We start from the raw sequence: 26,967 nt of genomic DNA, 5'->3' as shown, positions 1-26,967 counted from the left end.
AGGTTAGTCCTTTCTCTTTTCTGCTGGCAGATTGGCTATATGTTCTTGATATGATTGGATAATCGCTTTGTAGAACAGGTCGCCGAGCAGGTTGTAGCCAGCCAGCTTGAAGTGGACTTTGTCCGCCTTGGCGAGATCCGCCTTTTCCCACTTGGCCATGGAACCCAGGCCCCCCATAATTCCGAATTTGTCCCATACGCCGGCCTTGTGCTTGTCGGCGAGGGCGAAGAATGCCTTGCGGGCCACGTCGCCGTTCGGGTGCTGCACAAAGCGTTTCTTCTTGACCTTGCGGTACATGTCGTTGTTCGTCTCGAAGATAATCGCGACGTTCGGGTTTACCTTCTTGATGCGGGCAATTAGCCTGTCGTAATCGTCGCGGAACTGCTTGTCGTTGAACTTTTCGACGTTCGCGTCGTTGATGCCGATGGCGAAAATCACCAGGTCGGGCTTGTAGTAGGCGAGCTGCTTTTCGAACAGCGGGCAGATTTCTTCGAAGTAGTCGTGGACTTTGGCGCCGTTGATGCCGACACCCGTGTAGGTGATGCCGGGGTTGCTGGTTTCAGTGAGAATGCCGGTGAGCGTAAAGCGCGGGCGGGCGTTCTTCTTGGACGAATCGGGCGTGGCGACTGCTTCGGGGGCTGCCACGACGGCGTTGTTCGTAGAATCGAGCTTGGCGAGGCAGGCGGTGTCGAGCACGTCGCATTCACCCTGGAACATGGAGTCGCGTGCCACTTCGGGGAGCGCTACGTTGTTCGGAATGCGGGCGGGCGGCGCTTCAGGTTCCTTCTTGTTCTGGGCGGTGTCGCCGTTTGCCTTCTTGAGCGAATCTTCCTTGGCGCGGGCAATGGAATCCTGAATCAGCGAATCGGTAATGAACTGCGCGATGGTTGCCTGCTGCAGGGAATCCATCCAGCGGAAAACAATTTGAATGGTGTCGATGGGGCGCGGGCTGGTGAACACGTAGCTTTGGCTTGCGGTGTCCAGCTTGCCGTAAATGTCCATGGTGTCTACGCGGAGCACGGGCACCACGTCGTTGTTGTCGCTGTAGCCGAACAGGCGGAGCTTGGTTTCGCCCCACAGCGGTTCGGAATTGTACCTATCCAGGAGCAGAGTGATTTCGGCACGGGGGTCGCTGGTGCTCACGGCAATGCCGAGCAAGCCAAGCGGCTTCTTGATTTCGCTCTGCACGTTCTTGTTCATGTCCCAGATGCCCTTGTAGGCGCTGGCGTAGCTCGCCGGCGTGTTGGTGCGGGCGGCTGAGTAGGGGAACACGAAGCCGCGGCCGGCAGAGGCACCCGGGTATTCCTTGATAAAGTGTTCACGGATACGACCAGAGATCACGTCGGCCTGCAGGTGCGAACCACCGATGTGCAGAATGCGCACTTGACCGCGGTTTTCGAACACCAGGGTATCCATCTTGTTGAAGAACGGCGCAAACGAGGCGTTGCCCTTGGGGAACTGGATGCGGTTCTGCGTGGTATCGATAAAGTCGTAACGGGACAAGTCCAGGTTATAGGCGCCGGGGGCAGTCTTACCCTTATCGGCGGCGAATACGCTTGTGGTGAGGGCTGCAATCAAGGCAACGGTCAGAAATCTCACTTCTTAGCTCCTCCTTTTGCCTTCTTAGTTCTTCTCTTGACGTTCAAGAAAGTGCGTTCCGGAAGAACGTTCTTTTCTTTTTCGGCTTGTTCTTCGACGCTCCACTTGTGCAGTTCCTTGAGCTTTTCGTCGGTAATGTGGTGACGGTCGCGGAACTTGAAGTAGTCGTAATGCATGCGCAGTGCCGAGCAGAACAGGTCGCCCATGTAGGCGGCACCGCGGCGGGTAAAGTGGATGTGGTCGGTAAAGCCGAGGGCCGGTTCCTTGTTGACCCACTTGATCATGGCGCCGTTACCACCCATCACGCGGTGCATGTCCCAGTATGCCACACCGTTTTCAAGCGCCACTTCGCGCAGCGCCTTGATGGTCATGTTCAGGCCCGAATACGTTTGCCACTGGCCGTCTTTTTGGCGTGCCATGTCGGCGGGGCCGATGAATAAAATGTCGGCATCGGGGTTCGCCTTTTGTACCGCCTGAATTTGGCGCGTAATGATTTTCTTGGTCCAGTCGATGTTGCTCGAGGTAACGCTCGGGACCATGTTGCCGCCATATTCCATAATAATCAGGCGGACGTTCATTGCCTTGTAAGATTCAGCCAAGAGTTCGGAATCGATGCGGTGGAAGATGGTGCCCGAAGAGCCGCGCATTGCCACGTTGTCGACAGCCACACCGTAAGCGCCGTCTGCTGCGATGGCGTAGATTTCTCCGTTGCCCGAGAGGTACATCTTGGCGATCGAGGTGGTGTCCTTCAGCTTCCAGGTGAACACTTTTAACTTGTTGTAAGTGTCAATAGTCGGTTCGCCGGCGTCGACCACCTTGGTGCTACGCTTTTCTTTGACGGTGCCGTCGTCGTTTTGACCTACTGTGTCGACTACGGTCAGGTTGACGTTGAGCTTAGCCTTGATGTGTGCCGACTTGTTGGTCAGGAGCTTGATGGTCTTGTAGCCACCCACGTGCGGGAACTGACCCTTGCGTTCTTTGCGGCGCTGGATGGTAATGGCGGCATCGCCCTGGAGCTTTGCCAGCTGTGCGAGCGGTCCGTAGCGGCTGTGGTCGGCTTCTTCGTCCTTGGGTCCAAACAGAATGTAGCGCGAAAGGGCGCCGGTGCTGGCGTGGCTGGTGGTTTGCGAGGGAACCGTCATAATGATAGGCATCATGCCGGGGCCTGCACCGCCGAATTCGTCTTGCAAGTCTTCGCGGATGGTGGCGGAGATTCGGTCTTCTTCGAGCTGCGAGTCGCCGTAATGCAGAATGTGTACCACGTTCGAATCAAGCGAGGCGAGTTCCATGTGCAAGAAGAATCGGTCGAACCACGTAGGGTCGTTGTTGGGTAAATCGAATCGGGTCCTGCCCTTTTCGAAAAAGTCCTCGTAGAACTTGAGGGAATCGCTGAAGGCGGCGAATTGCTGCCGCTTGGTCGCTTCCATCATCTCACGGATTGCTTCTTCGGGGTCGACTGCCGCGGAATCGCCGAGCGAATCGCTTGCGGACTGCTTTACGAAGATTTCGGTGAGCTTCGGGTAGCGGAGCGTGGAGTCGCCAATGTGAATGCCGTCATTCGGGTAGATGAGGGCTATAATGCCCAGCACCGCGAACAGGCTGATGATAGAAAGGAGGACTTTTAGGGGGGACATCATAGCCGTTCAACAATCGCCTGGGTGTTGCCTACGAACATTTCGCCGGTGCGCATGTCCTTGTATTCGAATTCACCTGCGGCAGCCTTGGAACCGTCGACGTACACGACGATTTTCGCGCCTTGATAGTTGGCCTGGTCGAGCTGCTTGCCCATCTTCATGGGGGCGAGCGGGTGGGAAACCTTGCTTCCGTCTGCGCGGAATACCTGGGCGGTTTCGAACACCTTCTTCATGTCGTTGGTAAAGCTTGCGATGTAGAAGTCCACGCTCTGCTTCGGGCTCGGGAGCAAGTTGTGTTCGGCGAGCAAGTCAGCGAGTACCACGTCGCCCATGCCAAAGCCCACGCCCGGGATGCGTTCGCCACCGAGCTTTTCGGTGAGGCTGTCGTAACGGCCACCGCCTGCGATGGCGCGCATGGATTTACCCTTGTCAAAGACTTCGAACACGATGCCTGTGTAGTAGGCGAGGCCGCGAACAATGGAGAGGTCCAGATTCACGCATTCGCCGTAACCTGCGGCGGTAAGCGTTGCGAACAGGTCTTCGATTTCGGCGAGGGCTGCAGTTGCGTTTTCGCTCTTGACTGCGGCGCGAACTTCTTCGAGGCTCTTGCAGCTCATGAAGTCGTCGAGTTTTTTCACTTGGTCTTCACTGAGACCTGCGTCGGCGAGTGCCTTGGCGAATGCTTCGGGGCCGATTTTTAAGCGGCGGTCAAGCACCGGGTACACCAGCGCCGGATTCGGTGCGCCGATTTCTTCGAGGTAAGTGGCCAAAAGCTTGCGGCTAGAAACGCCAATCGCAAATTCGCCGTCCTTGAGGCCGAACTTGCGGAGCATTGTAGCGATGGCTGCCATCAGGTCGGCTTCGGCGTAAATGCTTTCGGTACCAATGATGTCCATGTTCAGCTGGAAGAATTCGCGCAGGCGACCCTTCTGCGCCTTTTCGTAACGGAACAGGCGCGGCATGCTGAACCATTTGAAAGGCTTCTTGAGTTCGCGGGCCTTCTGGATCACGAGGCGGGCGAGCGTCGGAGTCATTTCGGGGCGAAGTGCAATTTCGCGGTCGCCCTTGTCTTTAAAGTTGTAAAGCTGGCTTACGATTTCTTCGCCGGACTTGCCCGTATACAGCTCCAGATGTTCAAACATCGGGCCTTCGTATTCTTCGTAGGCAAAAGATTCGGCGACGCTACGCCAGGTGTCAAAAATGTAATTCTGGATGCGCTCGGCTTCCGGGTAAAAATCGCGTGTGCCCTTAGGCAACTGGGGGATAGAAATGCTCATAGTGAGCACAAATATAGTTATTTCACCTCAATCATCGGGCTGGTTTCGCTGAGCAAGTAGGTCCATTCTTCGCGAATCTTGTTGTATTCGGCCGGGTCGGCGTAGAGTGCGAAGGTGGTCCACTTGATGCTGTTCTTGCCGTCGAAATTCTTCTCGTAGCTCACGTAATCCGGGTCGCGATTAAGCGGCTTTGGGCCGGTAATCTTGACCGTCTTGCCGCTTGCTGCCGTGACGCTTAATTTGTATGCAAACTGCGTTTCGTGCGGCATGCGAATCGGGTGGTGACGCTTGGAAACCTTCGGGAGCTTGAACAGGCTGCGTTCCCACACGTTCGGGAATCGGCCCTTAAGTTCGGAACCGCCCTGGCCAAAGTAACCCTTCGATGCGTAAGTCACAATCAGGGCGAGCGGCTTGTTGAATTCGGCGAGGTTCTCGATGCGGATGTTTCCGATGCTTACGTCGGGGATACCCGAAGCGAGGAAGTCTTCCATCAGCTTTTCCTGTTCCTTGGCGTCGCGGCCATAGAAACGGTTACGCATCACGCTGGCGAACTTGCCCTGCAGCGAAATCGAGTCGCGGAATTCGCAGGCGCCGTCGTTTCCGATAAACAGGCGGTGTTCAATGCCAATCTGGTGTTCCTGATTGTCTTCCAAAATCGGCGTGGTGACCACATGGCTGCTGTCGTCGTTGATGACGAGCGCGACCTTGCCTTCCATATCGAGCGGCACGGGGCGATCGTTGCCGGTTTTGTCGGTGGCGTCAACCCAGCGTTCAGTGACTTGACCCTGTGCCGGAATGTAGAGAATCATGTGGTTGAACTGCTGAATCGTCGGGAGGCCGGCGAAGCCTTCTTCGGTCAGGTGAATGGCCGTGAGGTAGCTCTTGATGCCAATCGATTCAAGCATTTCCTTGAGCAAGAGCGCCATATCCTTGCAGTCGCCCTGGTGCTTTTTCAGCGTGACTTCGGCGGTTTGCGGAATCAGGCTGTGTCCGCCGAATCGCACGTCGCGGTAGCGGATGTCGTGGCGCACAAAGTTCACGATTGCCTTCACAGCGTTGTCGTTGGCCTTGCTGCCGCGGACTTCGCGGGCCTTTTCACGTACGCTTACGGCCTGCTTGAACTGGTGCTTGATCAGGTTCTGGTAATCTTCGCCCACGTTTTTCCATTCCTGCTTGCCGGTAAGCATCAGGCCTGCGCCAAAGTCGCGGTACACGGGCATGTAGAGTTCTTTGCGGATAATGACCGGGTTTTCGATCTTCCATTCGATACCGCCCTTGATTGCTTTCTTTTCCAGCGGGCCGTATTCTTCGGTCACAAAGCGGGCGGTGTCGGCGTAAATGCGGAAGCTGGACTGTCCGACAGGAACGTCCTTGCTGCTCACGAAGTCGGTGTAGGGGATCATGCCCTTGTTTTCGATATTCGTGCGGCTGAACTGCAGGTAAATGAAATCGCCCGGTTCAAGCTCTTGCAGCGGGAAATGCGCTGTCTGCGATTCGTTCTGGCCACCGATTTCGGTGGCGTAGGTAATGTAGGCGCCGTTCAGGTTCGCCTTCTGCTTCAGGTTCCAGTTGCTGTCGTAGACTTCGAGCGCGTTCAGGTAAATGCGGTCGAATCCCGGCAAAAAGTCGAAGGTGAATTCGCGATAGATGGCGGCGCCGCGAATGTCGAGGATTTCCATGAGCATTTCGTCGGTGCGGACCCAGTTTGCGCCCTTTTCGGCTTTCAAAGTCTGCTTGTTGTAATGCACGACGGCGGGGAAGTCGCCTTCGGTGCCTTGCTTTTTGGCGCTTTCGCTGAGGAGTCCCTTCAGGTTCTTGGTGCGTTCTTCTACCGGCGTAATCGGCTTTTGCAGCGTGCGGTTGTCTGCCTTGCCGAGGAATGCTTTCGTGGCGCTGAGGAAGCTCTTGGCATCTTCGTTATCGGGTTTGAGGGCGAGTGCCTTGGTGAGCGACTTTTCTGCGTCGCGGTAGTTGCGGCTGTAGAAGAGAATCTTGCCCTGCGTGGTCCAAATCTTGTAGTCGTTGCGGTCCTTGGCCAGCGTTTCTTCGCTGATGGCGCGGGCTTCTTCGTAGCGGCCAAGGAACATGAGGGCATCCATCAAGGTGGTGCCGAGTTCCACGCTCATGCCAAAGCGGCGGCGCACCTGGTAAAGAATATCAACTGCTTCGGCGTACTGGTCGAGGCCCATGTAAGTCTTTGCGAGGTAGACGCCCAGGCGGCTGCTCGGCTGCGTGTCGTAAAGGCGTTGCACCACCACGAGTGACTGGTTGCGCTGACCGAGTCCCCAGAGGGCGTCGCTCAAGTTGATTACGTATTCCGGATTGTTCGGCGTGTAACGGAGGGCTGCTTCGGCGCATTCGCGGGCTCGGCCGTAGTCGAACAAGGCTTCGTACATTTCGCCCAAAATCGAGAGCAGTTTGCCGTTCTTTTGCACCAATTCGCGCTGGCTTTCAAAGTGGCTGATGCCTGGGCCGTAAAGTTCCTTCATCTGGTACACGAATCCGCAGTTGATCAGGTAGAGAGGCTCTTCGGGGTCCATGCGGTTTGCGCGTTCAAAGTAGCTGAGGGCTACGAGCGGCTGGTTTTCGAGTAGGCGCAGAATGCCCACTTGGCTCATGATGGCGGCGTTGAATTTTGCCTGTTTTTTGGCGGATTCGGGGTCGGCGGCTGCGTTTTTGGCGGCCGGATTTTCGCCCACGGTCAGGCCTTCGATACCGTGCTGCATGACCTTGGCGTATTTCTTCTTGTTCACGCCCTGGGTCCAGCTCACGATCAAGATTCCGCGGCCGTCATCATAGAAATAGCGGCCTGTGTAGTAGAAGTCGAACTTGTTGACCACGTGAGTCAGGGTAAAGTCCTGCGCGTAGCGGTCGCCGACCTTTTGGCGGTGCATTTCGAGCGTCGGATTGTTGGGGTCTACGCCCAGGCGCACGAGCAGCACCTTGAACAAATCCTGCGAATTGACGGCGTCGCTTTCTACAGTCGCGCCGTAAACGAACAGCGAAACGTCTTCGGCCTTGTTGCTGAGCACCAGGTCGGGGTCGTCGTTCTGGCGGGCAATACCTGTCCAGTGATGCCAGAGAGTATCCTTCACAGCCCAAGTGTAGCCGAGGGCGGGGGAGTTAAAGCTTTGCACATTGTTCGGCGAGAGTTCCGGGCCTTCGCTGGCGGCGGTTTCGCGCATGCTGAAGTTGGCGAAGAATTCCTTCCATTCGTTCTTGAGTTCGCCTGGCTGGAGCGGCGTGTCGGTGGCAGAAAGCGTGAGCGTGTACACGCGGCTCCCTGCGCCTGTTACAAAGCCGACGGCCTCGTAGGGGCTGTCGTAGCGCTTGCCTGCAACGTCAAAGAAGACGCCTGTACCGCCGAAATTTTCTTCGGGGTAGGTCTCGGCGAGAGTAGCCTTCTTGCCGCTCGATTCAAAAGCCTGCATTTCCATCTGGGCGCGGTCCATGAGTCGCATGGGTTCGCCCTTCGGGAGTTCGATTTCGACCAGGACCGCGCGGCGTCCTGTCGTGGCGTTATAAAATTCGTAGGGGACGCCGCTCTCGTGGGCGCTCCCGTCGTCATCGCCCACGAGCGCCCAGTCACCGGAGCCACCCTGAGGCAAAATGAAGCTGAAACCGTCGGAACTGAAACTGTTGGCGGTGTTTCTGCGGGCCGATTTGGTGCTCGCGTCCGAATTTACAGCCGAACCATCATCAAAATAGTCGTCCGTGTAGCTCCCGGAACCCCCGTTCCCAGCCCCTTCGGACGTTTTTGGGTCCGATTCTGTCAGCGGCTGGCCGTTACCAGCGCAAGAAATCAAAGAAACTACGAAAAACAGCCCGAATACGGGCTTCAAAAGCCTAAAACGCGATTTAAAAGCAGAAATTTTCATTTGTTTCCAATATAGAAAAAGACACTTTTCCCGAAAGTGGCGTATTAATAAATAGGGGTGCTCCTATTTCACCCTGTAAAATAAACATATATTGACAAAGTGTACATACATAATGTATATTTATTATGAACATAACAAAGCATGCTTTACAACGAATGACCGAGCGCGGTTTTACACCGGAAATGCTTGTTGCCTTGATGAATGGAAAATATGTCATCAAAAGCAGTTTGCAGGGACGGTTTATCGTGATCGGTCAAGTAGATGGAAATATTTGGGCTGTTGTGTTAGATTCGGATTTTTATACCGTAATAACAGTAAGACGAGCTCACAAAGACGAGGAGACTTTATGGACTTTAAGATAGTAGACGATATTAATATCTCTAAAGAAGAACTGGACTATTTTGAAAATCATGACTTTGGCGAGGAAATCCGCAAGGGTTTAGAAGACGGTACGGCAATTGTCTCCGAAGGCAACTGGGACGAAACGGTCAAGGCGGTAAAGGCGAAAATGGCCGCCAATGCCACCAAGGCAATCACCATCCGGGTACCGGTTCGCGTCATCGAACGCTACAAGAAGCGTGCCGCCGCTGCAGGCATCGGCTACCAGACGCTCATGAAGCAGATGTTGGAGGCCGCTCCGGTGTAACCGACCGCCGATGCCGGTTTGGGGTACCTTCGTCGGCAAAATCTCCCTTTTTTTACGATTATACTACACAACGGCCCCGTTTTTTTGTATCTTTGAGCCCAAGTTCGCACCACCCTTACCGGTGGGTAGCAATTTCAACAATAAACAAAAGGATCCAATAATGGCTCTCAAACTCGGTATCAATGGTTTCGGTCGTATCGGCCGTATGGTCTTCCGCGCTGCTGTGGAAAACTTCTCCAAGGACATTACTGTTGTCGGTATCAACGACCTTCTCGACGCTGACTACCTCGCTTACATGCTGAAGTATGACTCCGTCCACGGCGCTTTCAACCACGACATCAAGGTGGAAGGCAACTTCCTCATCGTCGACGGCAACAAGATTCAGATCTTCGCCGAAAAGGATCCGTCCGCTATTACTTGGGGTGCCCTCGATGTTGACGTCGTTGTGGAATCCACCGGCTTCTTCCTGACCGAAGAACTCGCTTCTGCTCACCTCAAGGCTGGTGCCAAGAAGGTCATCATGTCTGCTCCGTCTAAGGACGCTACTCCGATGTTCGTGTACGGCGTGAACGACAAGACCTACGCTGGCCAGAAGATCATCTCCAACGCTTCCTGCACCACCAACTGCCTTGCCCCGATCTCCAAGGTTCTCGATGAAAAGTTCGGCATCGTCCGTGGCCTCATGACCACCGTTCACGCTGCAACTGCTACTCAGAAGACCGTTGACGGCCCGTCCAAGAAGGACTGGCGCGGTGGCCGTGGCATCCTCGAAAACATCATCCCGTCTTCTACGGGTGCTGCTAAGGCCGTGGGTAAGGTTCTCCCGCAGCTCAACGGCAAGCTCACCGGTATGTCTATGCGCGTGCCGACTTCTGACGTGTCCGTTGTTGACCTGACTGTCGAACTCAAGAACCCGACCACCTACGAAGAAATCTGCAAGGCCATGAAGGAAGCTTCTGAAGGCGAACTCAAGGGCATTCTCGGTTACACCGACGAAGCCGTTGTTTCTACCGACTTCCGCAACTGCCCGAAGACCTCCATCTTCGACGCCAAGGCTGGCATCCAGCTCGACCCGACCTTCGTTAAGGTTGTGTCCTGGTACGATAACGAATGGGGCTACAGCAACAAGGTTTGCGAAATGGCCCGCGTGATCGCCAAGTAATTTGGCTCAGTAAGATTTTCTAAAATCTTTCAAGGGACCCTGCCAATCGGCGGGGTTCTTTTTTTTGTAGACAGGTGGGTTTTGAATAAATTATATTTACGGTATGAAAAATAAATTTTTGGCTCTTATGATTTCGTCGGCGTTCATGTTCGCTGCATGCGGCGACGATTCCTCTTCCGCTTCTGCGGATCCCTCTGAAGAATCCTCTTCTTCTGTGGAAGAAAGCGATGGTTCCTCATCTTCTGAAAAGGGCGACGCTAAGTCTTCGTCGTCCCAGAAGGACGAAAAATCCTCGTCCAGCGAAAGTTCTTCCGATAAGTCCTCTTCTTCGGAAAGCGGCGATTCCAAGTCGTCTTCTAGCGTAAGCGAAGACAAGTCCTCTTCGAGCGAAGCGGCGGAATCTTCTTCTTCTGTGAAGGATGAACCGACTTCTTCTTCGAGTGCCGAGGCTCCGGAATCTTCGTCTTCAGTCGTGATTCCGGAAGGTGCCCGCGCCGCGAAACTGGAAGACTTGGAGAAGAACGTAGAACTCAAGCTGTTTGACCAGACGGTTTACCTGTCGACCGGTAGCAAGCAGGGCGTTGTGGCGCTCCGCATTCCGGACGAACTCTGGGCCTTGACGTATACGGATTTTGCCAATGGCGTGGTGAAATTTGAAAAGGGCAATACCGGCTTGCAGTATAGCGAAACCGATGCCGCCCAAAAGATTGTGGAAAAGGTGAACGCTGGTTTCAAGATTTCGTTCGTGGTCGACAAAGAAGGCGTTGTCATGTACTCCGTGGACGGCTCGAAAGATTTCAGCGAAGCGGTAAAGGCGAGCGTCGCCGTTCAGAAGGGCAAGGTTTCTAAGGCTGATTCTCTCGAGAACAAGATTTATGAATGTGCCGATGGTGATTCTACGAGAATCTTCAGGTTCTTCGATGGTTCGTATATCTATGAGACCTCGGTCAACGACAAAGTGGTGAAGTGGCATGCCGGTCGCTACGATGTCCAGCGCAGTACGCTGTTGATGCGCCCGTTACACTATGTTGGCTCGTCTCGTACGATGTTCACTTATTCCGTGGGCACCGACAATACGATTACTGCCTACAATGGCAAGAGTGTGGACTGTACGGCGAACTACGGCGAGTACGAATACGAAATGCCCGAAGATTTTGTCGGCGAATGGGTCGCGACCAAAGATGGCATCGATTGGAAGTTTACCTTGAAGGCTGACGGAACCTCCAAGCTGGAAGGTTTCGATGGTACAAAGGAAGTCGAATACAAGGCGGGTACCTGGGAAATTTACGGCTACTACATGGTGCTCAATCACAATACGCTCCATCATTCGGGCAGCACCACAAGCATGTATGGCCAGCTGCAGACCGGACCGATTGACCCCGAAACCGACAAGATTAGCGGATTCTCGTTCATCCACAACGACCCGGATGAACCGCATATTCCGACCTCCTTCGATGCGCCGGAATACGACGACTAATTTAAGGTGAATCCCCGAACATTAAAAAGACCTGCTTGCAAGCAGGTCTTTTTGCTCTTATGTCACCCTGAACAATGTCCCCCTGAACAACGTCATCCTGAATTTATTTCAGGATCAGGGTCAGCATTGGGTCGGCATTGTATTAGGGTCAGATTACAGCTTCATATCGCTCAGGCGCGTGTTTTCCACCTGGTCAAACTCGTCTTGGATTTCTTTGCTGGGGGCTTTGGTGCAGAGGCTTACGATCACGATGGTCGCAAAGCTAAGCACAAAGCCGGGGACGAGTTCGTAGATCTGGAAGATTTCGGCGGAGAATCCGGAGAGGTAGAACTTCCATACGAAGGTGGTGATGCCGCCCACGAGCATGCCCGCGATGGCTGCCGGGAGAGTGGTGCGCTTCCAGAACAGGGCAAGGAGCATAATCGGGCCGAAAGTGGCGCCGAATCCGCCCCAGGCGAAGCTCACGAGGCTCATGACCACATCCAGGAAGCTCTTGCCCTGCTTGACACCGTCGGCGCTCGGAGCGCCCTGCATAGCAACAATCACGGCAATCAGCGTAATCACCACGACCACGCCGCGGCTCACCCACATGACTTCCTTGTTGCTCGCATTCTTGCGGAACAGGTGCTTGTAGAGGTCGTTACTGAATGCGGAAGCGGAAACCAGCAGCTGGGAGTCGGCGGTACTCATGATGGCGGCAAGGATAGCGGCCATGAGAATGGCGGCGACAGCCGGGTGGCAGAGCGTCTGGCAGAGAACCATGAAGATGCGTTCCGGGTCGGCGACGGTAATGCCGTTCGCTTCTACGTAGTAGCGGCCGAGGATTGCAATCATGATGGCGGCACCGAGGCAGATGGTGACCCAGGTCATGGCGACGCGGCGGGAGAACTTGATGTCTTCGGCGTTCTTGATGCTCATGAAACGCACCAGAATATGTGGCATGCCGAAGTAGCCGAGGCCCCAGGCGAGGCTAGAAATCAAGGCGATAAGCCCGATGGACTTGCCGGTGGTGGCGTTGGTGAACAGGCTCAACAGGTAGGGGTTCTGTGCATTCACGGCATCCATGGTCGCAGCAAAACCGCCCGAACCGGTCATGATAATCGAGGGAATCGCGATGACGGCGATGAGCATCATGGTCGCCTGGATAAAGTCCGTCCAGCATACGGCAAAGAAGCCGCCCATGAAGGTGTAGCTCACCACGACGACTGCACCGATGATAAGGCCCGTGGTGTAGTCCATGCCGAAGATGGTGCCGAAGAGCTTTGCGCTAGCCACAAAGCCAGACACCGTGTAGAACAGGAAGAACGCGAGAATGAAGATGGAGGCGATAACGCGGATGATTCCCTTGTTGTCGCGGAAACGGTTCGCAAAGAAGTCGGGCAGCGTGATGGAGTCACCGCAGAAGTGGCTGTACTTGCGGAGCCTGCGGCCCACGATTTTCCAGTTGAAGTAGGTGCCGATCACGAGACCGATACCGATCCACGCTTCGGAAAACCCGCTCACGAAGATGGCGCCGGGGAGACCCATCAAAAGCCAGCCGCTCATGTCGGAGGCCTGGGCGGACATGGCCACGACCCACTTGTTCATGCCGCGGTTGCCGAGGTAGTAGGCATTCAGGCTGTTTGCTTTCTTGGAGAAGTAGAAGCCGATGCCAAGCATCATTAAGAGGTATAAGATGAAAACGGTTAAGACCATTTTTTTAACTCCTTTTTTATGTACAAAAGGTAGCTAAAATGTGGCCACACTCTATTGTTATCTTTCTATATATTGTGCTGTGGAAAAGTTTAGCGAAATTTCTTTCAAGGTCGTGGCCCGCATCAAGAGCGATTTTCCGGACAAGTTCGGGATTCCGCGGCAGAGCGGGCTTTTGAAGAATTTGCGCTCTACAATTGTCTTTGAGCCGGAATTCAGGATTGCCGACGCTTTGCGTGGGCTAGAAGGCTTTAGTCACTTGTGGCTTCTGTGGATATTCTCGGAAAATGTACGCGACACCTGGAAGCCGACGGTACGACCGCCGAGGCTCGGTGGGAACACGAGGCTCGGCGTGTTTGCGACCCGTAGCAGCTTTAGGCCGAATCCGATTGCCATGAGCTGCGTGAAAATCGAGAAAATCAACCTGACGGGGGAGGGCGCGCCCTCCATCGAGGTGAGCGGCGCTGACCTGATGGACGGCACGCCTATCGTAGACATCAAGCCCTACTTGCCCTACGCAGATTCCGTACCCGAGGCGGCCGGCGGCTTTGCCGAGGCGGTTCGCTTCAACAAGTTGGAAGTCTCTTTTGCCGCCGAGGCGCAAGTAGCGCTTGACGAGCAATTCCCTGAAAACAAAAAGGCAGCTCTTGTCGAGCTGCTTTCCGAAGATCCCCGGCCAGCGTACCAAAGGTCCGCCGACCGGGTTTACGGCATCCGGTTTGCCGACTTCGAAATCAAGTTTCAAGTGCAGGGCGACCACCTGACGGTCGTCGCTATTTTACCATTACAGCCTTGACCGCCTTGAATCCCTCGCCCTGGGCACTTACTACGTAGCGCCCGGCCGGGAGTCTGCCCTGAAGCACCAAGGTGTTGGTTCCGGCGTAGTTGCCGCTCAAGTCGAGCACTTCCTTGCCGAGGCTCGAGTGAATCTTGACGGTCAGCTGCGTCGCCTTTGCAATGCTCAGCTGCACATTGCCGGCTTTGTTCACTGTAAGCGCCCCGCCTGCAAAGTGGTTTGCCTGCGCAATGCCGGTGCCTGCTTCCGACGAAGAGGAAACTCCGTGATGGCTATGGCTGGAGCTGGATTTTGCTTCGCTAGAGCTGGAGGCGACTTCGCTACTGCTGGATTCTGCCGCGCTGCTGCTGGATTCGGCGGTTGCGGCGGGCTTGAGCTTGTCGCCCAGAACTTCGATCATCTTTTCGGCATAGCGCTTGCCGAAGTCGCGGTACTCCTGAGAGGTAAAGTGCACGTTCTGACCGTCGCCCAAAGCCTGGTTGAACCCTTCGGAAGACACCACGTAGAAGTTCTTGGACTGCTGCGGGAGCTTTGCGATGTTGTTGTTTGCACCTTTGCTTACGCCCGTGCGCAGGACCTCGCCCGCAAGGAACGGAATGTCGTTTTCGAGGCCTAAATCCTTGATAATGTTGTCGTAGACCTTCTTGACCGCAGAAGGCCAATTGCCGTCACCGGCGTCCGTTTCACCTTGGTGGAAGATAATGCCCTTGATAACGCCGTCTTCCTGAGCCTTCTTGGCCATTTCGATCAAGCGTCCGTAGGGGTTTCCGCCGTAGGCGTTGATACGCTGGATCATCCAGCTCTGGCCCTGCTGCGAACTGACATAACTTTTATAGTTATCCTTGTCGAACAGCTTGATGCTGCAGCCAGCAACCGCGACAGAGATGATACCCACCTTGATCTGGGAATCGGCCTTTTCGACCATCGTGCGGCCGAAGTAGTCGGCCGGGCCAAGCTTTGCCCCCTGGCAGTGTGCCAGCGGTGGCGTTGCCTTGATCCATTTTCCCTTGGACGCACCCTGGTTACAGGATCCTCCATCTGCGGACCAGAGCAACTGGAAACGTTCATCAACAGACCTGTCCTGATTACCGATATCGCCCTGGCCTTCCATGTTGGACTGGCCAAAGGCCAAGTAAATATGGAAATTCGGGTCCGGTGCGGCGTTTACTTGAGAAAGAGCCATTGCGAATGCTGCTCCCAAAAGAATTTTTTTCATAATATACTCCAAACAACGGGGGAAAAATTTCCCTCAACCTAAAAATAACCCATTATTATGGATCCATAATAATTGTAAACTTTAATATGTTGTTGATTTTTACAACAAGAATTACTTATATTCAAGGAAAAATGAGGATTTTTATGAAAAAGATGTATTTGGTTCCGTTCGCTGCAGCCCTTTGCTCCATTGGCTTGCTCGCCGCCTGTGGCGATTCTTCTACCGACCCGAAACCGACCAAGGCCGAAGAATGTGCCTCTGCCTTGACGACAGGCGTTCCCACTGCCGAATGCCTGGTGGGCTCCTGGAACATGATTGGCCTTGCCAACGCAAACCTCAACAACGAAATTCTCCCGGGCTTCAACTATTCCGCGGCTCCGGGCAAGATGATTTTTACCGAAAACGGCAAGTTCGAATTTGACCTGCCCACGGCGGGCATCACCAAGTTGGATCCCCTGGATTACCCGGTCTATGGCGACTGGAAAATCGAGGGCAAGGTGATCAAGCTTCATTCCATGAGTACGGCTCTGCACAAGACCCGTACGGAAGTCACCCCGATTCTTTCGACCGACGGTTCCGTCATCAAGATGACCTTCGGCCCCAGTACCCTTTGGCTGATGGAAAACGAAACGGACGAAGTCAGCATCAAGGCTAACGCTACCGAAGTCTATACCATTAGCGTGCAGTAATCGGCTTGCTCCATTAGCCCGATTCGCCTAAAAAGCATTGCAAAAATCCCCGGCCGAAACCGGGGATTTTTGTGTGTATTTGGAAGTTATGGAGATCTTACAAGGTAAGCTTTATCGGATCACCAGAGTCTTCTGGTTCAATGTCTTGCCGCTTGCGCTCTTGAGGCGGGCCATGTACTTGCCCACGGGGAGTTTGCTCAAGTTGACCACGTTTTCGCTTTCGAGGGTGGAGCAGAGGGCGAGCTTGCCGTTGGCGGCGTAGATTTCGACCTTGCTGCCTGCCGGGGCGCTCACGTGGAGGTTGCGCTTTTCGAGCTGCATGAAGGTGCTGGCCGTGACGTTCACGCGGTTCAGCTTGGTGATGAATTCCGTGCCTTCGGGGGCGCCCACGATAGTGCCGCGGCCGACCGTGCTCATGTACACGACGCCGAAGGTGTTCATGTCGCCCTGCACGAAGTTGCCGTTGCCCGGGCCGCCGAACTGGTGCATGTCATCGTTCACGCGTTCAAAGGTCTTGCATTTGTCGGTGCTGCGGTAAATACCGATCGGGTCGCCGGATTTTGCTGCACCCCAGATAAAGATGGTTTCGTAGTCGCTGCCTTCCTTGGCCTTGCCGATACCGACCGCGATTGCGGTCGAGGCACCTTCGCAGTGGTTCCAGCTCTTGCCGCCGTTTTCAGAGTAGGCGAGACCGTTTTCGCTAAAGCCCTTGGGGAGCCAGACTTGGGCCTGGTCCACAGGAACCCACAGGTGGCCTTCTTTGCCCGGAACGGTACGGATGAGTCCGCCACCGTTGTAGTAAACGCCTTCCTGTTCGTTCTGCAGGCGTGCTTCGGATTCAGCAAAGGTCTTGCCGCCATCAGTCGATTTGTAGAGCGAGCCCATGCCGCCCATCACGTAGAATACGTCGGGGTTCACGGGGTCTGCGACAATGCGGGAATAGTTGGTCTGCGTGCCGGTTTCGACGGCGGTCCAGGTGGCGCCATTGTCGGCAGAACGGTAAACGGTTGCGCCTTGGTCGGGGCGGTGTAACATGACCTTGCCGTCGGCAGAGAGCACGACCAAGCCCTTGGGGCCCTTGAGAGTTGTCTTGACGCTGTCCCAGGTGGCGCCCATGTCGTCGGAGCGGTACATCACGTTAAAGTTCTGGGAGTCGTACTGGCCATACACGGTAATTACGCCCGTACGCAAGAGGCTTCCGGTGAGCGGGGCGTAGCCCATGCTTTCGGTGGTGCCGATAATCGGGGTGTGGCGCTTGGTGCTTGCGTTGATGTTCGAATAGGCGGCGCCGTCATAGTCGCCAATGGCGGTCACGAGCGGTCCACCCGGAATGCTCACGATGTCGAGCGGAACCGTTTCTTCGATACCCTTCGACATGAACTTCCACAAGGGAACCTTGGCCGAAATGTCTTCGGTCATAAAGATGCCGTTACCGCTGGTGACCCAAGCCTGCTTATTGTTGAACGGGTTGATTTCCAAGGAACCTGCCCAGTGGATGGCGTTGCCCGGAATCCAGGCGGTGCCGTTGGCGTCAATGTTTGGAATATCGTTGTAATGCTGGCCGTGATTCCAGGTCTTGCCACCGTCAGTGGTGGAGTAAATGCGGTCGCCGTAGTTTTCTTTTTCGTCGATCGTGACGTGGCGTCCGGTGTACTTGCCTAGCGTCGAAATCACGATGTGGTTCTTGTCGGCCGGGTCAATGGCCACGCCGCCGTAGGAGCTCTTGTCTTTTTCGTAGCTTTTGGTGGTGCTGCCTTGGTGTTCCACGGAATCGCTCGGAGTCAGGTCGGTCCAGGTGCCACCTGCAATATTGTACTTATAGAAACCGCCGCTTGCAATATTGTACGGGCCTGGGCCGTCGGCAAAGGTCACGTACATGTCACCGTCCACGATTTTGGCGCGGTGCGGCATCAGGCCCGTGGGAACCCCCTTGATGGTTTCCCAGGTGGCACCGCCGTCGTGGCTCACCTGCAGGTTGTCCTTGGTTTCAGAAGTGCCGATATAAATCGTAGCGGTGCTTCCGTCGGTGAGCTTGCCCTGAGCCGGGTCAAACATCACGAAGCTCACGCCGTTTACGCCGTTCAGGCTGCTTTCGGTGGCACTAGAAAGGGCGACCTTGTAAAGGCTGGTCCAAGTTTTACCGTAGTCGGTACTCTTGTACACGCCCTTGGTGCGGCTACCGCAAAGAACGATGTTGCCCTTGTTCGGGTCTACAGCCAGCTTTTCGCCGGTCTGGCGGCCCATGCCGTTGCCGTGGGCGAGCATTTCGACGTAGCTCGTGTCCCAGGTGGCGCCGTAGTCTTCACTACGCAAAATGGCGGTGCGGCCCTTGCTAAAGTAGCCCGTACCTGCCAGCACGTAAATGCGCTTGGGATCGTTCGGGTCGAGAGCGAACGCTTCGGTACCGTAAAGGCCCACGTCGTTCTGGTCGATCCAGTCCATCAGCGGGATCCAGGTCTTTCTTTCAAAGTCAAAACGGTAAATACCGCCCACATCGGTGCGGGCGTACAGCAAATTTTCGACTGTGGGGTGGAAAATCACGGCAGAAACGAATCCACCGCCGTCAAAACGGACGTTACCCCAGTTGTATTTTTCTGCATTTGCGGCGGTAGCGAGCAATCCCATGCCCATTGCAACCGTCAAAACCTTCATTTTACCAAACATGCCATCTCCATTACATAGTTCCGGATACAATCCGGGCTTTTTTTTTGAAAATACCTAAAAAAAAGAAAAAGCGGCTAAAAAAGCCGCTTTGCATCCATATTTATGTTTATGGTTTCTCAACAGCAGTAAGGCATTATTCAACGCCTGTTGCGCCGCCCTTGATCGGGGCATAACGGAGCTCGCCCTTGTCGTTCACGATAATGGCAACCCCTGCGAGGAAGGTGAGCCAGTTACGCGGCGGGGTGGGGCTGTGGAGCTTCAAATCGATCTGCTTTTGGGTCAGGTAGACCAAAAGGGGCATCAGCAGCTGGTCGTGAGAGGCGATCAGCGTGTACTTGGGGAGGCTTGCCACGTCCTTGAGCACGTAGGTGTTCAACAGTTCCTGGCTGCGTTCTTCCAAATTGTAGAAAACGTCGCTGTAAAGGCCGTCGTAGGCCCAGGCGGCATACATCACGTTCACGTTCTTGAGGGTGGAATCGGCGGCCTGGTATTCGTCACGCTTTTCCTTGTCCTTCATGAACCAGCCATCCGTCAGCTGGGTGACCGTATCTGCCACGAAGTTCACGGCGGTGCCGTCGTCTAAGACCTGTGCCTGGCCGCGACCCACGGCAGCGTAAAGGGCGGTCTGATAAGTACGGACAAAGCCGGTGTGAATGAACTTGAAGTCACCAGGGCCGATGAGCTTGGCGCCCATGGCGGTTGCTTCTTCGATACCGTCTTCGGTCAGGGGAGCTTCCTTGCCGGAGTAGTTACGGGAACGTTCGCCGTGGCGGATCATGAACACCACTTTTTCGTTGCACTGGATGTTCTTGTAAACGTCACCGATGTCGGTAAATTCATTCTGCGGGAAATCCACGGGGGCGGGGACTTCACCTTCGGCGCAGGCGACAACGACCGGTTCGGGGGGCGTCACCGTCGAGGTGTCCGGATCTACGGGCTGCGGCTGGGTAGTCGTATCGACGGGCGTAACTATCGTTACGGTGGAATCGCCTGAACCAGGGTCAACTACGGGGTCGGTGATTACGTCCGGATCAGTGGCCGTGGTAGAATCCGTCGGGGTAATTACCGGCTGATCAGGCTGCTGAGGATTTACCTTGGTAGAATCGTTTTCGCTTGTAGTCGGGGCCACGGGAGTGTCGCTGGAAGAGCTGGACTCAGAACAGGCCGAGAAAAGGGCCATGACCGTGAACGCGGTAAGAGCTGCGGTAATGAATTTCTTTTTCATATTCATAATATACAATAATTACGTTCGCATAAATGTAAAAAACAGGGTACCTTCGCCCCTGCATTCAACCATTAAACCACCCCAATCACCCACAGCCCACAGCCCATAGCCCACAGCCAACTGTCTACTGCCAACTGCCTACTGCCAACTGCCTACTGTCTACTTCCTACTTCCTACTTCCTACTTCCTACTCCTATAACTTTTCTCTGCTCGTTCATTGCGGCGCTTGAGTTCCTGGTTCAGCGGCCAGTAAATGGCGGCAAACAGCACGTAACCGCACAAAAGCACAATCCAGTGGTTCCAACCGAGGCGAGTCTCGATAAAGTGCATCTCGACGAACATGAAGGGGCCCGCAATCAAGAACAGGGGCAGTTGCCTGCACTGGTCGCCCAGGGAATAGCGGCTTTCGTAGCTCACGATGGAATTCATCATGGGGAAACTGGTGCAGAATCCGCCCATCAGGCGCTTGATGAGCATGAGTCCACCGACGACACCTGCAATTGCTGGCGCCTTGATGTAAACCGGCAGGGGAGTCTTGTAGCGCACGCCCGCTTTGTAGTCCTGCGTCTGGAAAAGGACGATGCCCACAATCAGGTCAAAAATGCAGACTCCGATAAAGACCGGCTCGCTGTCCGGAATGCGGGGCATCAGGAAGGTGCCCAGCGCCACAAAAAAGGCGAGACCCGCAATAATGCTCGGCACAATCGGAATTTTCACCTTGTAATGCAGAACGCGGACGATATGCACGTACAGCAGGCACATAAAGCCAGAAATGGCGTTGGCCGCCCCCATCGGGAGTCCGACTGCAATGTAGGCAAATCCGCAAGGAATCGGAATGGTGGCCGTCACCGCTTTCAGCTGGGGATCTTTCAAATAGGCGCTGAGAGTACCCAACGCCGTCACCATGAAAATCAGTAGCCAGTCGTAAAAAGAGAAATTGAAATTCAGATGTTCAAGCACAAGTGAACGTAAAGATAGAAATTTATGCTCGAGTCTTCTTCATCTTTTCTTTGTTCATGTACATCGCCTGGTCGGCGCGCTTGAATACGGCGTCCGTAGATTCGCCTTCTCTGTATTCCGCCATGCCGATTGCCACCGAGTAACGTTCCCAGGGTTCCCTGGCGGTGTCGTTTTCGGTTTCGAAGAACTTCAGGTTCGCCTTCTCGATCAGGTCGTGGCGGTTTTCGTAGTCGCTGTTCTTGAGAATTACGATGAATTCGTCACCACCGATGCGGAATACCGGAGAGTGCCTGAAGATGGTACATACAATGTGGCATGCGCCGGCGATGTAAAGGTTGCCGTTGGCGTGACCGTAGCTGTCGTTGATGACCTTCAGGTTGTTCAGGTCGATCATGGCGATGCCGAATTCCGTCACCAGCTTTTCGGCGACATCCTTGTCCAAGGTTCTGGCCGCATTGTCGAAGGCAATCTTGGAACCCACGTGGGTCAAGGCGTCCTTGTAGGCGAGCATGGTCATGTTGGCCGCTTCTTCCTGCGCGGACTTGACCGTTTCTTCGGCTTCCAGGATGTCTTCCACATAGGTCTTCAAGTCCATGGACATCTGGGCGATGGCTTTGGAAAGAGATTCCACTTCGTTGTGTGTGTTGATTTCGGGAACTTCAAAGACGAGGTTCTTGGGATCTTTCTTTTTACCGCGGCTCGTTTCGGCGAAGTGGCGGGCGCTCTTTTCCAGGGCGAGAATGGGGCCGGTCACGTTGTGGCGCAGCCATACAATCAATACAAGGCCGAACAGAATACCGAGACCAAGCGTCAAGAGCACGTTGTAGAGAACGTAGTGGTTGACGGTCTTGTGGAGTTCGTCAATGGCCACATCGGCGCAGATAAGGCCGAAATGGACGCCGGTGGAATTCACGAGCGGCTTACAGGCGGTGTAGGCGTCGCCCCAGTCAGATTTTTCTTCGAAGTACGAAATTTCGTCTTTGGCGATCGCTTCCGAGAATTTCTGGAGTTCTGCTTCCGGGTAGGCATCGCTTGTCTCGAGCAGGGGCATGTCCACTTCGCCCTTGGCTCGTTCTTCGGCACTCGTTGCCGAACAGATATTCACCATCAGATGGTCGCGTACAAAAACGGAGTAGAGGTAGAACAGTTCAAATTCGTCTACCATGCCGTTGAGCAGACGTTGCGTGTGATTGTAATTTTCACTTTTTTCACCCGTAACGACGCATTCGTAAAGGTCGTCCAGGTCGACCTGGGTGGTGATGTATTTCAGAATATCGTCAAGTTTGTCGTCGTAGCGCTTGTACAACGACTTCGAATAGGTCAGGTAAGCTTGAATTGAAAGAATAAAACACAAGAACGCGACAAATACTGCGCTTCCAAGGACTAGGCTTTTATGTATAGGTCTTTTATAAGCAGCCATAGATTTCTCCATAAGAGAAAATAACATTTTTTCAAAAAAAAGAAAAAATTGCCCTCAAATTTTTGTTTTAACTCACATTATTCCAACTTGGAATAATTGGCCTTTTAAGCCAATTTCCAAGTTTTTTTAGCGGAAACGGCGGGGAAGGTGCTTGCCTTCGGCAACCCAACCGCTGTATTCGGCGGCGGCGGTGTACATCACGTCGGTGGAGGAGTTGAGGGCCGTTTCGAGGCTGTCCTGTACTGCACCGATGATGAAGCCGACGGCGACCACCTGCATGGCTATGTCGTTCGAAATGCCGAGGAAGGAACAGGCCATGGGAATCAGGAACAGGGAACCGCCTGCAATACCGCTTGCACCGCAGGCTCCGATGGTCGCTACCACGCAAAGGATCAGGGCGGTTGGGAAGCTGACTGCAATACCGAGCGTGTGGGCGGCGGCAAGAGTCATCACGGCAATTGTGATGGCGGCTCCGTTCATGTTGATGGTGGCTCCCAGCGGAATAGACACAGAATAGAATTCGCGGTCGAGCTTGAGCTTTTCGCAGGTGTCCATGTTCACGGGGATGTTCGCGGCAGAACTTCTGGTAAAGAGTGCCGTAACGGCGCTTTGCTTGAGGCAGTAAATGACCAGTGGGTAAGGATCCTGCTTGAGTGCGAAACTGACGACCAGCGGCGCGATAATGAAGGTGGTGAATATCATGGCGCCCGCAAGGACTGCTACGAGCATGCCGTAGGTCTTGAAAATGCCGATGCCGTTGGTGGCAATGGAAGAATGAATCAGGCCCAAGATACCGAAAGGTGCGAAGTTGATCAGCCAGTGGACAATCGCCGTCACGGACTTGGTGACGTCCTGCAAGAAATCCTTGGTGGAATCGCTGGCGTGCAGCTTGAGGGCGATACCGAAGATGATTGCCCAAACGAGAATACCGATGTAGTTCGCGTCGGTGATGGCTTCGAAGGGGTTCGAAACGGCGCGGACGAGCAAGTTGTTCAAAATTTCGCCGATGCCCTTAGGCAAAACGGCACTGGTGGTTGCGCTCTGTGCCAGTTGCAGGTTCTGCGGGAACAAGAAACTGGCCGTGACGGCTACGATGGCCGCTAGAATGGTGCTGATCATGTAAAAGGCGAATACTTTTCCGAACCGTCGGTCAAGCGAAGTCTTGCCTGTAGAAAGGGAGTTCACGATCAAGACGAACACCAGGATGGGGGCGATGCCCTTCATGGCGCCGACGAACAGGACGCCCAGTTCGCCGATCCAACGTTGTTCGGGGAGGAAGATGCCAAGGAGTGTGCCGAGCACGATGGCAATTGCGATACGGTAGTTCAGCTTGATGCCGTTGTATTTATCAAGAATCTTTTTGAACATGTTATATTCCTTTGATTCAAACAGATAAACTAACCCTTTGACACAAATATAAAGAAAAAAAACGGATTTGTGATAAATTTAACAGAAAAAATCCGTGTAATAAATGTATTTTATTCATAGTAGGATGGGTGTTTTGTATGGAACCGCTGCAGTATACATCGCTTGCGCATGCGTTTTTCGCAAACTGCGATCGTGAAAACTTCGCAGGATGGTTTCACCGTACACCTAATGGCTGGGAACATTTTTCGGGGACGAGACTTCGCCAAGAAACCCAGTGCCTTGCACTTGCCTTCAGGGCTCGAGGCCTTACCGCAGGCAAGAGTATTGGCATCGTGGTCAACAGCTGTCCCGAATGGATCATGGCCGATGTGGCGACCCAGCTGAACCAGGCCCGAGTGGTGCCCCTGTTCCCGAACATTTCGGCAGAGAATTTCAAATACCAGCGTGACGACGCCTCGGTGCAGGTGTTGCTCCTGAACAAGCTGTCGGACTTGTCACCTGCAATCGGTGCCTTGATGCCAAACTTCAAGGCGGTGATTTGCCTCGACCGCAATTCGGAGTTGCCGCCTAACGGTGTGTACTGGGACGACCTCGTGAAAGAAGGGGTGGAGCTTTCCAAGCAACCGGAATCGTCTCTGTGGCTGAACCAGCAGATGCATTCCCTGAACCCCGACGACGTGTTCTCCATTATTTATACCAGCGGTTCTACGGGAGTGCCCAAGGGCGTCGAACTGACGCACCGCAACATGCTTTCGCAGATCCAGGTAATCAAGCGTGACTTTTTACGACTGAACGTTTCGACCGATGTGTGCCTCGTGGTTTTGCCGGTGGCGCATGCCTTTGAACGTATGTCGGTCTACTTTTACACCCTTAGCGGTACCAAGGTTTACTTTGCGGATTCGCCGCGGCACACTGCCGAAATTATCCGTGAAATCAGCCCTACGGTCATGACGGTGGTGCCCAGAATCCTGGAACGCCTGTACGAAAGCATGACGGCGGCGAGCGAAAAGATTTGCGGAATCCAGAAGCTGGTCTTTGAACATGCCATTGCCTTGGCCAAACGGCGCAACCCTCTGGAACGTCGCGGGGTGCTTTGCAAAATTTACGACAAGCTAGTTTACAGCAAAATGCGCGAAGCCATGGGCGGGCGGTTCCGCCTGGTGATTTCGGGCGGGGGAGCGCTGAACAAGACGATTTGCCGCTTCCTGTTGAACGTGGGCTTTGATGTCTGCGAGGGCTACGGCCTTACGGAATGTTCGCCGGTTGTCAGCGTGAACAGGCCCGGCTCTGCGCGGCCCGGAAGCGTGGGACAGCCCCTCACGCACTTGCAGGTGAAAATCGGGGACCACAGCGAAGTGCTGGTGAAGGGCGACAGCGTTTTCAAGGGTTACCGCAACAGGCCCGACTTGAATGCGGAAATCTTTACGGAAGACGGTTTCTTTAGAACTGGCGACCAGGGGTATTTCGACCGCGACGGATTCCTTTACCTGACGGGGCGCCTCAAGGAACTGCTCAAGACTAGTACGGGCAAGTACGTGAGTCCGAATCCCATCGAACTGGAACTGGGGCGGCACCTGCTGATTGAACAGGCGCTGGTTGTTGCCAACGACCGCAAGTTCGCCTCGGCCTTGATTTTCTTGAATCCGGTGAATGCCAAGCGATTCCTGAAGCGTACGGGGAATGATTTTAATCTTGAGAAGGCTTTGAAGTCCAGGCGCATTCGTGAATCGATCAGCCGCCATGTGGAACGAGTCAACAGCAAGCTGAATCACTGGGAGCAGATTCGCCAGTGGACTTTGATTGGCGACGAACTGACCGTGGAATCGGGGCTGTTGACGCCTACCTTAAAAATTCGGCGATCCGTTGCCGAAGCGCGGTTCGCCGAAGAAATCGAAAAGATGTACGAAGAAGCGTCTAATTAGACGTACAAGTAATCGTTTAGAACAGGCTGCAGGCCTTCGCCCGAAATGTCGCTGTACATGGCGTTGAAGCTGCGGCCATCATTAATTTCAAACTGTTCATCGCCGCCTTCGCCGTCATCGTGGCCGCTGTATTTGCTTTCGTGGTCGCCGATGCCGGTCGAAACGCCTGCGGAAACTTTAGTGGCTGCAATCTTCACGATACCGTTGCGGAATTCCTTGCTTTCGCGGCTGGAAACGGTGATGCCCACGTACGGCAAGAAGATGCGGTAAGCGCAAAGCACCTGGCAGAGTTCCTTTTCGTGAACATCCAGCGGATCGATCTTGTCGTTATTGATAATGGGGCGGAGTCGCGGGCAGCTCAAGCTCATTTCGGCATGCGGATACTTCTTTTGCAAGAAATACACGTGGAGTGCGCTAGCTAAGGCATCGCGGCGGAAGTCCGAGAGGCCGAGAAGCGCGGAGAATGCCACGCCACGCATGCCCGCCATCAGGGCGCGTTCCTGCGAATCGAATCGGTACGGGAACACGCGCTTGTGTCCCATCAGGTGAAGTTGTTCGAAACGCACCTTGTCATAAGTTTCCTGGAAGACCGTCACGTAGTCCACGCCGCATTCATGCAGGTAGCGATATTCGTCGGTATTCACCGGATAAACTTCGACACCGACCATGCGGAAGTACTTGCGGGCGAGCTTGCAGGCTTCACCGATGTATTCCACGCTGCTTTTGGCGCGGCTTTCGCCGGTGAGAATCAGGATTTCTTCCATGCCGCTATCGGCAATCACCTTCATCTCATGCTCAATCTGCTCCATCGTGAGCTGCATGCGCTTGATGTGATTGTAGCAGTTGAAACCGCAATACACACAGTAGTTTTCGCAGTAGTTAGCAATATAGAGCGGCGTGAAAAAGTAGACGTTGTTACCGAAGTGCTTGCTGGTCTCGATTTTCGCCTTCGCGGCCATCTTTTCCAGGTACGGAGCGGCGGCGGGCGAGAGGAGCGCCTTGAAATCTTCGAGCGAGCAGCGTTCATGTTCCAGGGCGCGCTTTACGTCCTTGCCGGTATACTTGGAATAGTCGAAATTTTCAGATTCTGCGAGCACCTTGTCGGCGATGTCCGACTGGATGACTTCCATGCCGGGCAGATAGTCCATTATATTAGTACGGGAACTCGGATCGTTTTCTAAGCGATGCTTTTTGGCAAGCGCCCCTTCCGAAAGATTCCCGGAATCAAACAGGTAGTTGTTGTCTTTTCTTTCCACGGCCCGAAAATATAGAAAAGATGCCCAAATCTTGCTAGAAGTAGCTTTTTATCAATTTTTTGCCATTTTTACCCCATTTTTGCCCC

The 26,967-nt window shown here is 54.2% G+C and carries 19 protein-coding genes; 7 read left to right on the top strand and 12 right to left on the bottom strand.

What is annotated here, in order from left to right; translation table 11 throughout:
- Window positions 1–3: 3 nt before the first annotated feature.
- Genes BUA40_RS04770 through BUA40_RS04755 form a run of 4 tightly spaced genes read right to left on the bottom strand, consistent with a single transcriptional unit; the run spans window position 4 to window position 8,388 of the window.
- Window positions 4–1,599, bottom strand: a complete 1,596-nt coding sequence (locus BUA40_RS04770; protein ID WP_072798983.1) for a GDSL-type esterase/lipase family protein — start codon at window positions 1,597–1,599, stop codon at window positions 4–6.
- Window positions 1,596–3,236, bottom strand: a complete 1,641-nt coding sequence (locus BUA40_RS04765) for a GDSL-type esterase/lipase family protein (RefSeq protein WP_255369205.1) — start codon at window positions 3,234–3,236, stop codon at window positions 1,596–1,598. Before BUA40_RS04765 ends, BUA40_RS04770 begins: the two co-directional genes overlap by 4 nt.
- The gene (gene hisS, locus BUA40_RS04760) at window positions 3,233–4,510 is read right to left on the bottom strand and encodes a histidine--tRNA ligase (RefSeq protein WP_072798978.1); all 1,278 of its coding nucleotides are present in this window, start codon (window positions 4,508–4,510) and stop codon (window positions 3,233–3,235) included. Before hisS ends, BUA40_RS04765 begins: the two co-directional genes overlap by 4 nt.
- A gap of 17 nt (window positions 4,511–4,527) precedes the next feature.
- Entirely contained in the window at window positions 4,528–8,388 is a 3,861-nt protein-coding gene (locus BUA40_RS04755; RefSeq protein WP_072798976.1) for a DUF3857 domain-containing protein, read from the bottom strand.
- Between the two features lie 125 nt (window positions 8,389–8,513).
- Here BUA40_RS04755 and BUA40_RS04750 point away from each other — a divergent pair, with 125 nt between their 5' ends.
- From BUA40_RS04750 to BUA40_RS04735, 4 genes are all read left to right on the top strand, one after another.
- Window positions 8,514–8,750 carry a DUF4258 domain-containing protein gene (locus BUA40_RS04750; RefSeq protein ID WP_072798974.1) on the top strand — a complete coding sequence of 79 codons (237 nt, stop codon included), beginning with the start codon at window positions 8,514–8,516 and terminating at the stop codon, window positions 8,748–8,750.
- Entirely contained in the window at window positions 8,735–9,034 is a 300-nt protein-coding gene (locus tag BUA40_RS04745) for a CopG family antitoxin (RefSeq protein WP_072798972.1), read from the top strand. The genes BUA40_RS04750 and BUA40_RS04745 overlap by 16 nt, the downstream gene beginning before the upstream one ends.
- Window positions 9,035–9,194: 160 nt before the next feature.
- A complete protein-coding gene (gene gap, locus BUA40_RS04740; RefSeq protein ID WP_072798970.1) occupies window positions 9,195–10,196 on the top strand; it encodes a type I glyceraldehyde-3-phosphate dehydrogenase in 1,002 nt (333 codons plus the stop codon).
- A gap of 103 nt (window positions 10,197–10,299) precedes the next feature.
- The gene (locus BUA40_RS04735; RefSeq protein WP_072798967.1) at window positions 10,300–11,673 is read left to right on the top strand and encodes a hypothetical protein; all 1,374 of its coding nucleotides are present in this window, start codon (window positions 10,300–10,302) and stop codon (window positions 11,671–11,673) included.
- A 153-nt stretch (window positions 11,674–11,826) separates the two neighbouring features.
- On the opposite strand, the gene putP is transcribed toward BUA40_RS04735, so the two are convergent.
- On the bottom strand, window positions 11,827–13,368 hold the full coding sequence (putP, locus tag BUA40_RS04730) for a sodium/proline symporter PutP (RefSeq protein WP_072798965.1): 1,542 nt from the start codon (window positions 13,366–13,368) through the stop codon (window positions 11,827–11,829).
- A 79-nt stretch (window positions 13,369–13,447) separates the two neighbouring features.
- On the opposite strand from putP, the gene tsaA reads away from it, so the two are divergent.
- Window positions 13,448–14,161, top strand: coding sequence for a tRNA (N6-threonylcarbamoyladenosine(37)-N6)-methyltransferase TrmO (gene tsaA / locus BUA40_RS04725; RefSeq protein WP_072799297.1), 714 nt, complete (start codon window positions 13,448–13,450; stop codon window positions 14,159–14,161).
- Here tsaA and BUA40_RS04720 read toward each other — a convergent pair.
- The gene (locus BUA40_RS04720; RefSeq protein ID WP_072798963.1) at window positions 14,139–15,377 is read right to left on the bottom strand and encodes a sialate O-acetylesterase; all 1,239 of its coding nucleotides are present in this window, start codon (window positions 15,375–15,377) and stop codon (window positions 14,139–14,141) included. The genes tsaA and BUA40_RS04720 overlap by 23 nt on opposite strands.
- Window positions 15,378–15,520: 143 nt before the next feature.
- On the opposite strand from BUA40_RS04720, the gene BUA40_RS04715 reads away from it, so the two are divergent.
- Window positions 15,521–16,066 carry a hypothetical protein gene (locus BUA40_RS04715; protein WP_072798961.1) on the top strand — a complete coding sequence of 182 codons (546 nt, stop codon included), beginning with the start codon at window positions 15,521–15,523 and terminating at the stop codon, window positions 16,064–16,066.
- A 111-nt stretch (window positions 16,067–16,177) separates the two neighbouring features.
- Here the strand turns inward: BUA40_RS04715 and BUA40_RS04710 are convergent, their stop codons facing one another.
- The 5 genes from BUA40_RS04710 to sstT all read right to left on the bottom strand — a co-directional run bounded on the left by BUA40_RS04710 (window position 16,178) and on the right by sstT (window position 23,703).
- Window positions 16,178–18,730, bottom strand: coding sequence for a VPS10 domain-containing protein (locus BUA40_RS04710; protein WP_072798960.1), 2,553 nt, complete (start codon window positions 18,728–18,730; stop codon window positions 16,178–16,180).
- Between the two features lie 133 nt (window positions 18,731–18,863).
- On the bottom strand, window positions 18,864–19,955 hold the full coding sequence (locus BUA40_RS04705; protein ID WP_178299544.1) for a histidine phosphatase family protein: 1,092 nt from the start codon (window positions 19,953–19,955) through the stop codon (window positions 18,864–18,866).
- 180 nt (window positions 19,956–20,135) lie between these two features.
- Entirely contained in the window at window positions 20,136–20,915 is a 780-nt protein-coding gene (locus BUA40_RS04700) for a hypothetical protein (RefSeq protein ID WP_072798956.1), read from the bottom strand.
- A gap of 22 nt (window positions 20,916–20,937) precedes the next feature.
- Entirely contained in the window at window positions 20,938–22,335 is a 1,398-nt protein-coding gene (locus BUA40_RS04695; RefSeq protein WP_072798953.1) for a GGDEF domain-containing protein, read from the bottom strand.
- A gap of 126 nt (window positions 22,336–22,461) precedes the next feature.
- Window positions 22,462–23,703, bottom strand: a complete 1,242-nt coding sequence (sstT, locus tag BUA40_RS04690; protein WP_072798950.1) for a serine/threonine transporter SstT — start codon at window positions 23,701–23,703, stop codon at window positions 22,462–22,464.
- A gap of 137 nt (window positions 23,704–23,840) precedes the next feature.
- Between sstT and BUA40_RS04685 the strand changes: the two genes are divergently transcribed.
- The gene (locus tag BUA40_RS04685) at window positions 23,841–25,625 is read left to right on the top strand and encodes an AMP-dependent synthetase/ligase (RefSeq protein WP_072798948.1); all 1,785 of its coding nucleotides are present in this window, start codon (window positions 23,841–23,843) and stop codon (window positions 25,623–25,625) included.
- Here the strand turns inward: BUA40_RS04685 and thiH are convergent.
- Window positions 25,622–26,881: a 2-iminoacetate synthase ThiH gene (gene thiH / locus BUA40_RS04680; protein WP_072798946.1), complete on the bottom strand. Its 1,260-nt coding sequence runs from the start codon at window positions 26,879–26,881 to the stop codon at window positions 25,622–25,624. The genes BUA40_RS04685 and thiH overlap by 4 nt on opposite strands.
- Window positions 26,882–26,967 lie beyond the last annotated feature (86 nt).

Source organism: Fibrobacter sp. UWT2, assembly GCF_900142545.1.
Classification (GTDB): domain Bacteria; phylum Fibrobacterota; class Fibrobacteria; order Fibrobacterales; family Fibrobacteraceae; genus Fibrobacter.
The sequence above is the reverse complement of the archived record's forward strand: the minus strand, read 5'-3'. Positions and strand labels throughout refer to the sequence as shown.

What these genes read in the sequence shown, in the direction of transcription:
- BUA40_RS04765 (WP_255369205.1), bottom strand. Translation starts at nt 3,236, where the DNA reads ATGATGTCCCCCCTAAAAGTCCTCCTTTCTATCATCAGCCTGTTCGCG.
- hisS (WP_072798978.1), bottom strand. Translation starts at nt 4,510, where the DNA reads ATGAGCATTTCTATCCCCCAGTTGCCTAAGGGCACACGCGATTTTTAC.
- BUA40_RS04755 (WP_072798976.1), bottom strand. Translation starts at nt 8,388, where the DNA reads ATGAAAATTTCTGCTTTTAAATCGCGTTTTAGGCTTTTGAAGCCCGTA.
- BUA40_RS04750 (WP_072798974.1), top strand. Translation starts at nt 8,514, where the DNA reads ATGAACATAACAAAGCATGCTTTACAACGAATGACCGAGCGCGGTTTT.
- BUA40_RS04745 (WP_072798972.1), top strand. Translation starts at nt 8,735, where the DNA reads ATGGACTTTAAGATAGTAGACGATATTAATATCTCTAAAGAAGAACTG.
- gap (WP_072798970.1), top strand. Translation starts at nt 9,195, where the DNA reads ATGGCTCTCAAACTCGGTATCAATGGTTTCGGTCGTATCGGCCGTATG.
- BUA40_RS04735 (WP_072798967.1), top strand. Translation starts at nt 10,300, where the DNA reads ATGAAAAATAAATTTTTGGCTCTTATGATTTCGTCGGCGTTCATGTTC.
- putP (WP_072798965.1), bottom strand. Translation starts at nt 13,368, where the DNA reads ATGGTCTTAACCGTTTTCATCTTATACCTCTTAATGATGCTTGGCATC.
- BUA40_RS04720 (WP_072798963.1), bottom strand. Translation starts at nt 15,377, where the DNA reads ATGAAAAAAATTCTTTTGGGAGCAGCATTCGCAATGGCTCTTTCTCAA.
- BUA40_RS04715 (WP_072798961.1), top strand. Translation starts at nt 15,521, where the DNA reads ATGAAAAAGATGTATTTGGTTCCGTTCGCTGCAGCCCTTTGCTCCATT.
- BUA40_RS04710 (WP_072798960.1), bottom strand. Translation starts at nt 18,730, where the DNA reads ATGTTTGGTAAAATGAAGGTTTTGACGGTTGCAATGGGCATGGGATTG.
- BUA40_RS04705 (WP_178299544.1), bottom strand. Translation starts at nt 19,955, where the DNA reads ATGAAAAAGAAATTCATTACCGCAGCTCTTACCGCGTTCACGGTCATG.
- BUA40_RS04695 (WP_072798953.1), bottom strand. Translation starts at nt 22,335, where the DNA reads ATGGCTGCTTATAAAAGACCTATACATAAAAGCCTAGTCCTTGGAAGC.
- sstT (WP_072798950.1), bottom strand. Translation starts at nt 23,703, where the DNA reads ATGTTCAAAAAGATTCTTGATAAATACAACGGCATCAAGCTGAACTAC.
- BUA40_RS04685 (WP_072798948.1), top strand. Translation starts at nt 23,841, where the DNA reads ATGGAACCGCTGCAGTATACATCGCTTGCGCATGCGTTTTTCGCAAAC.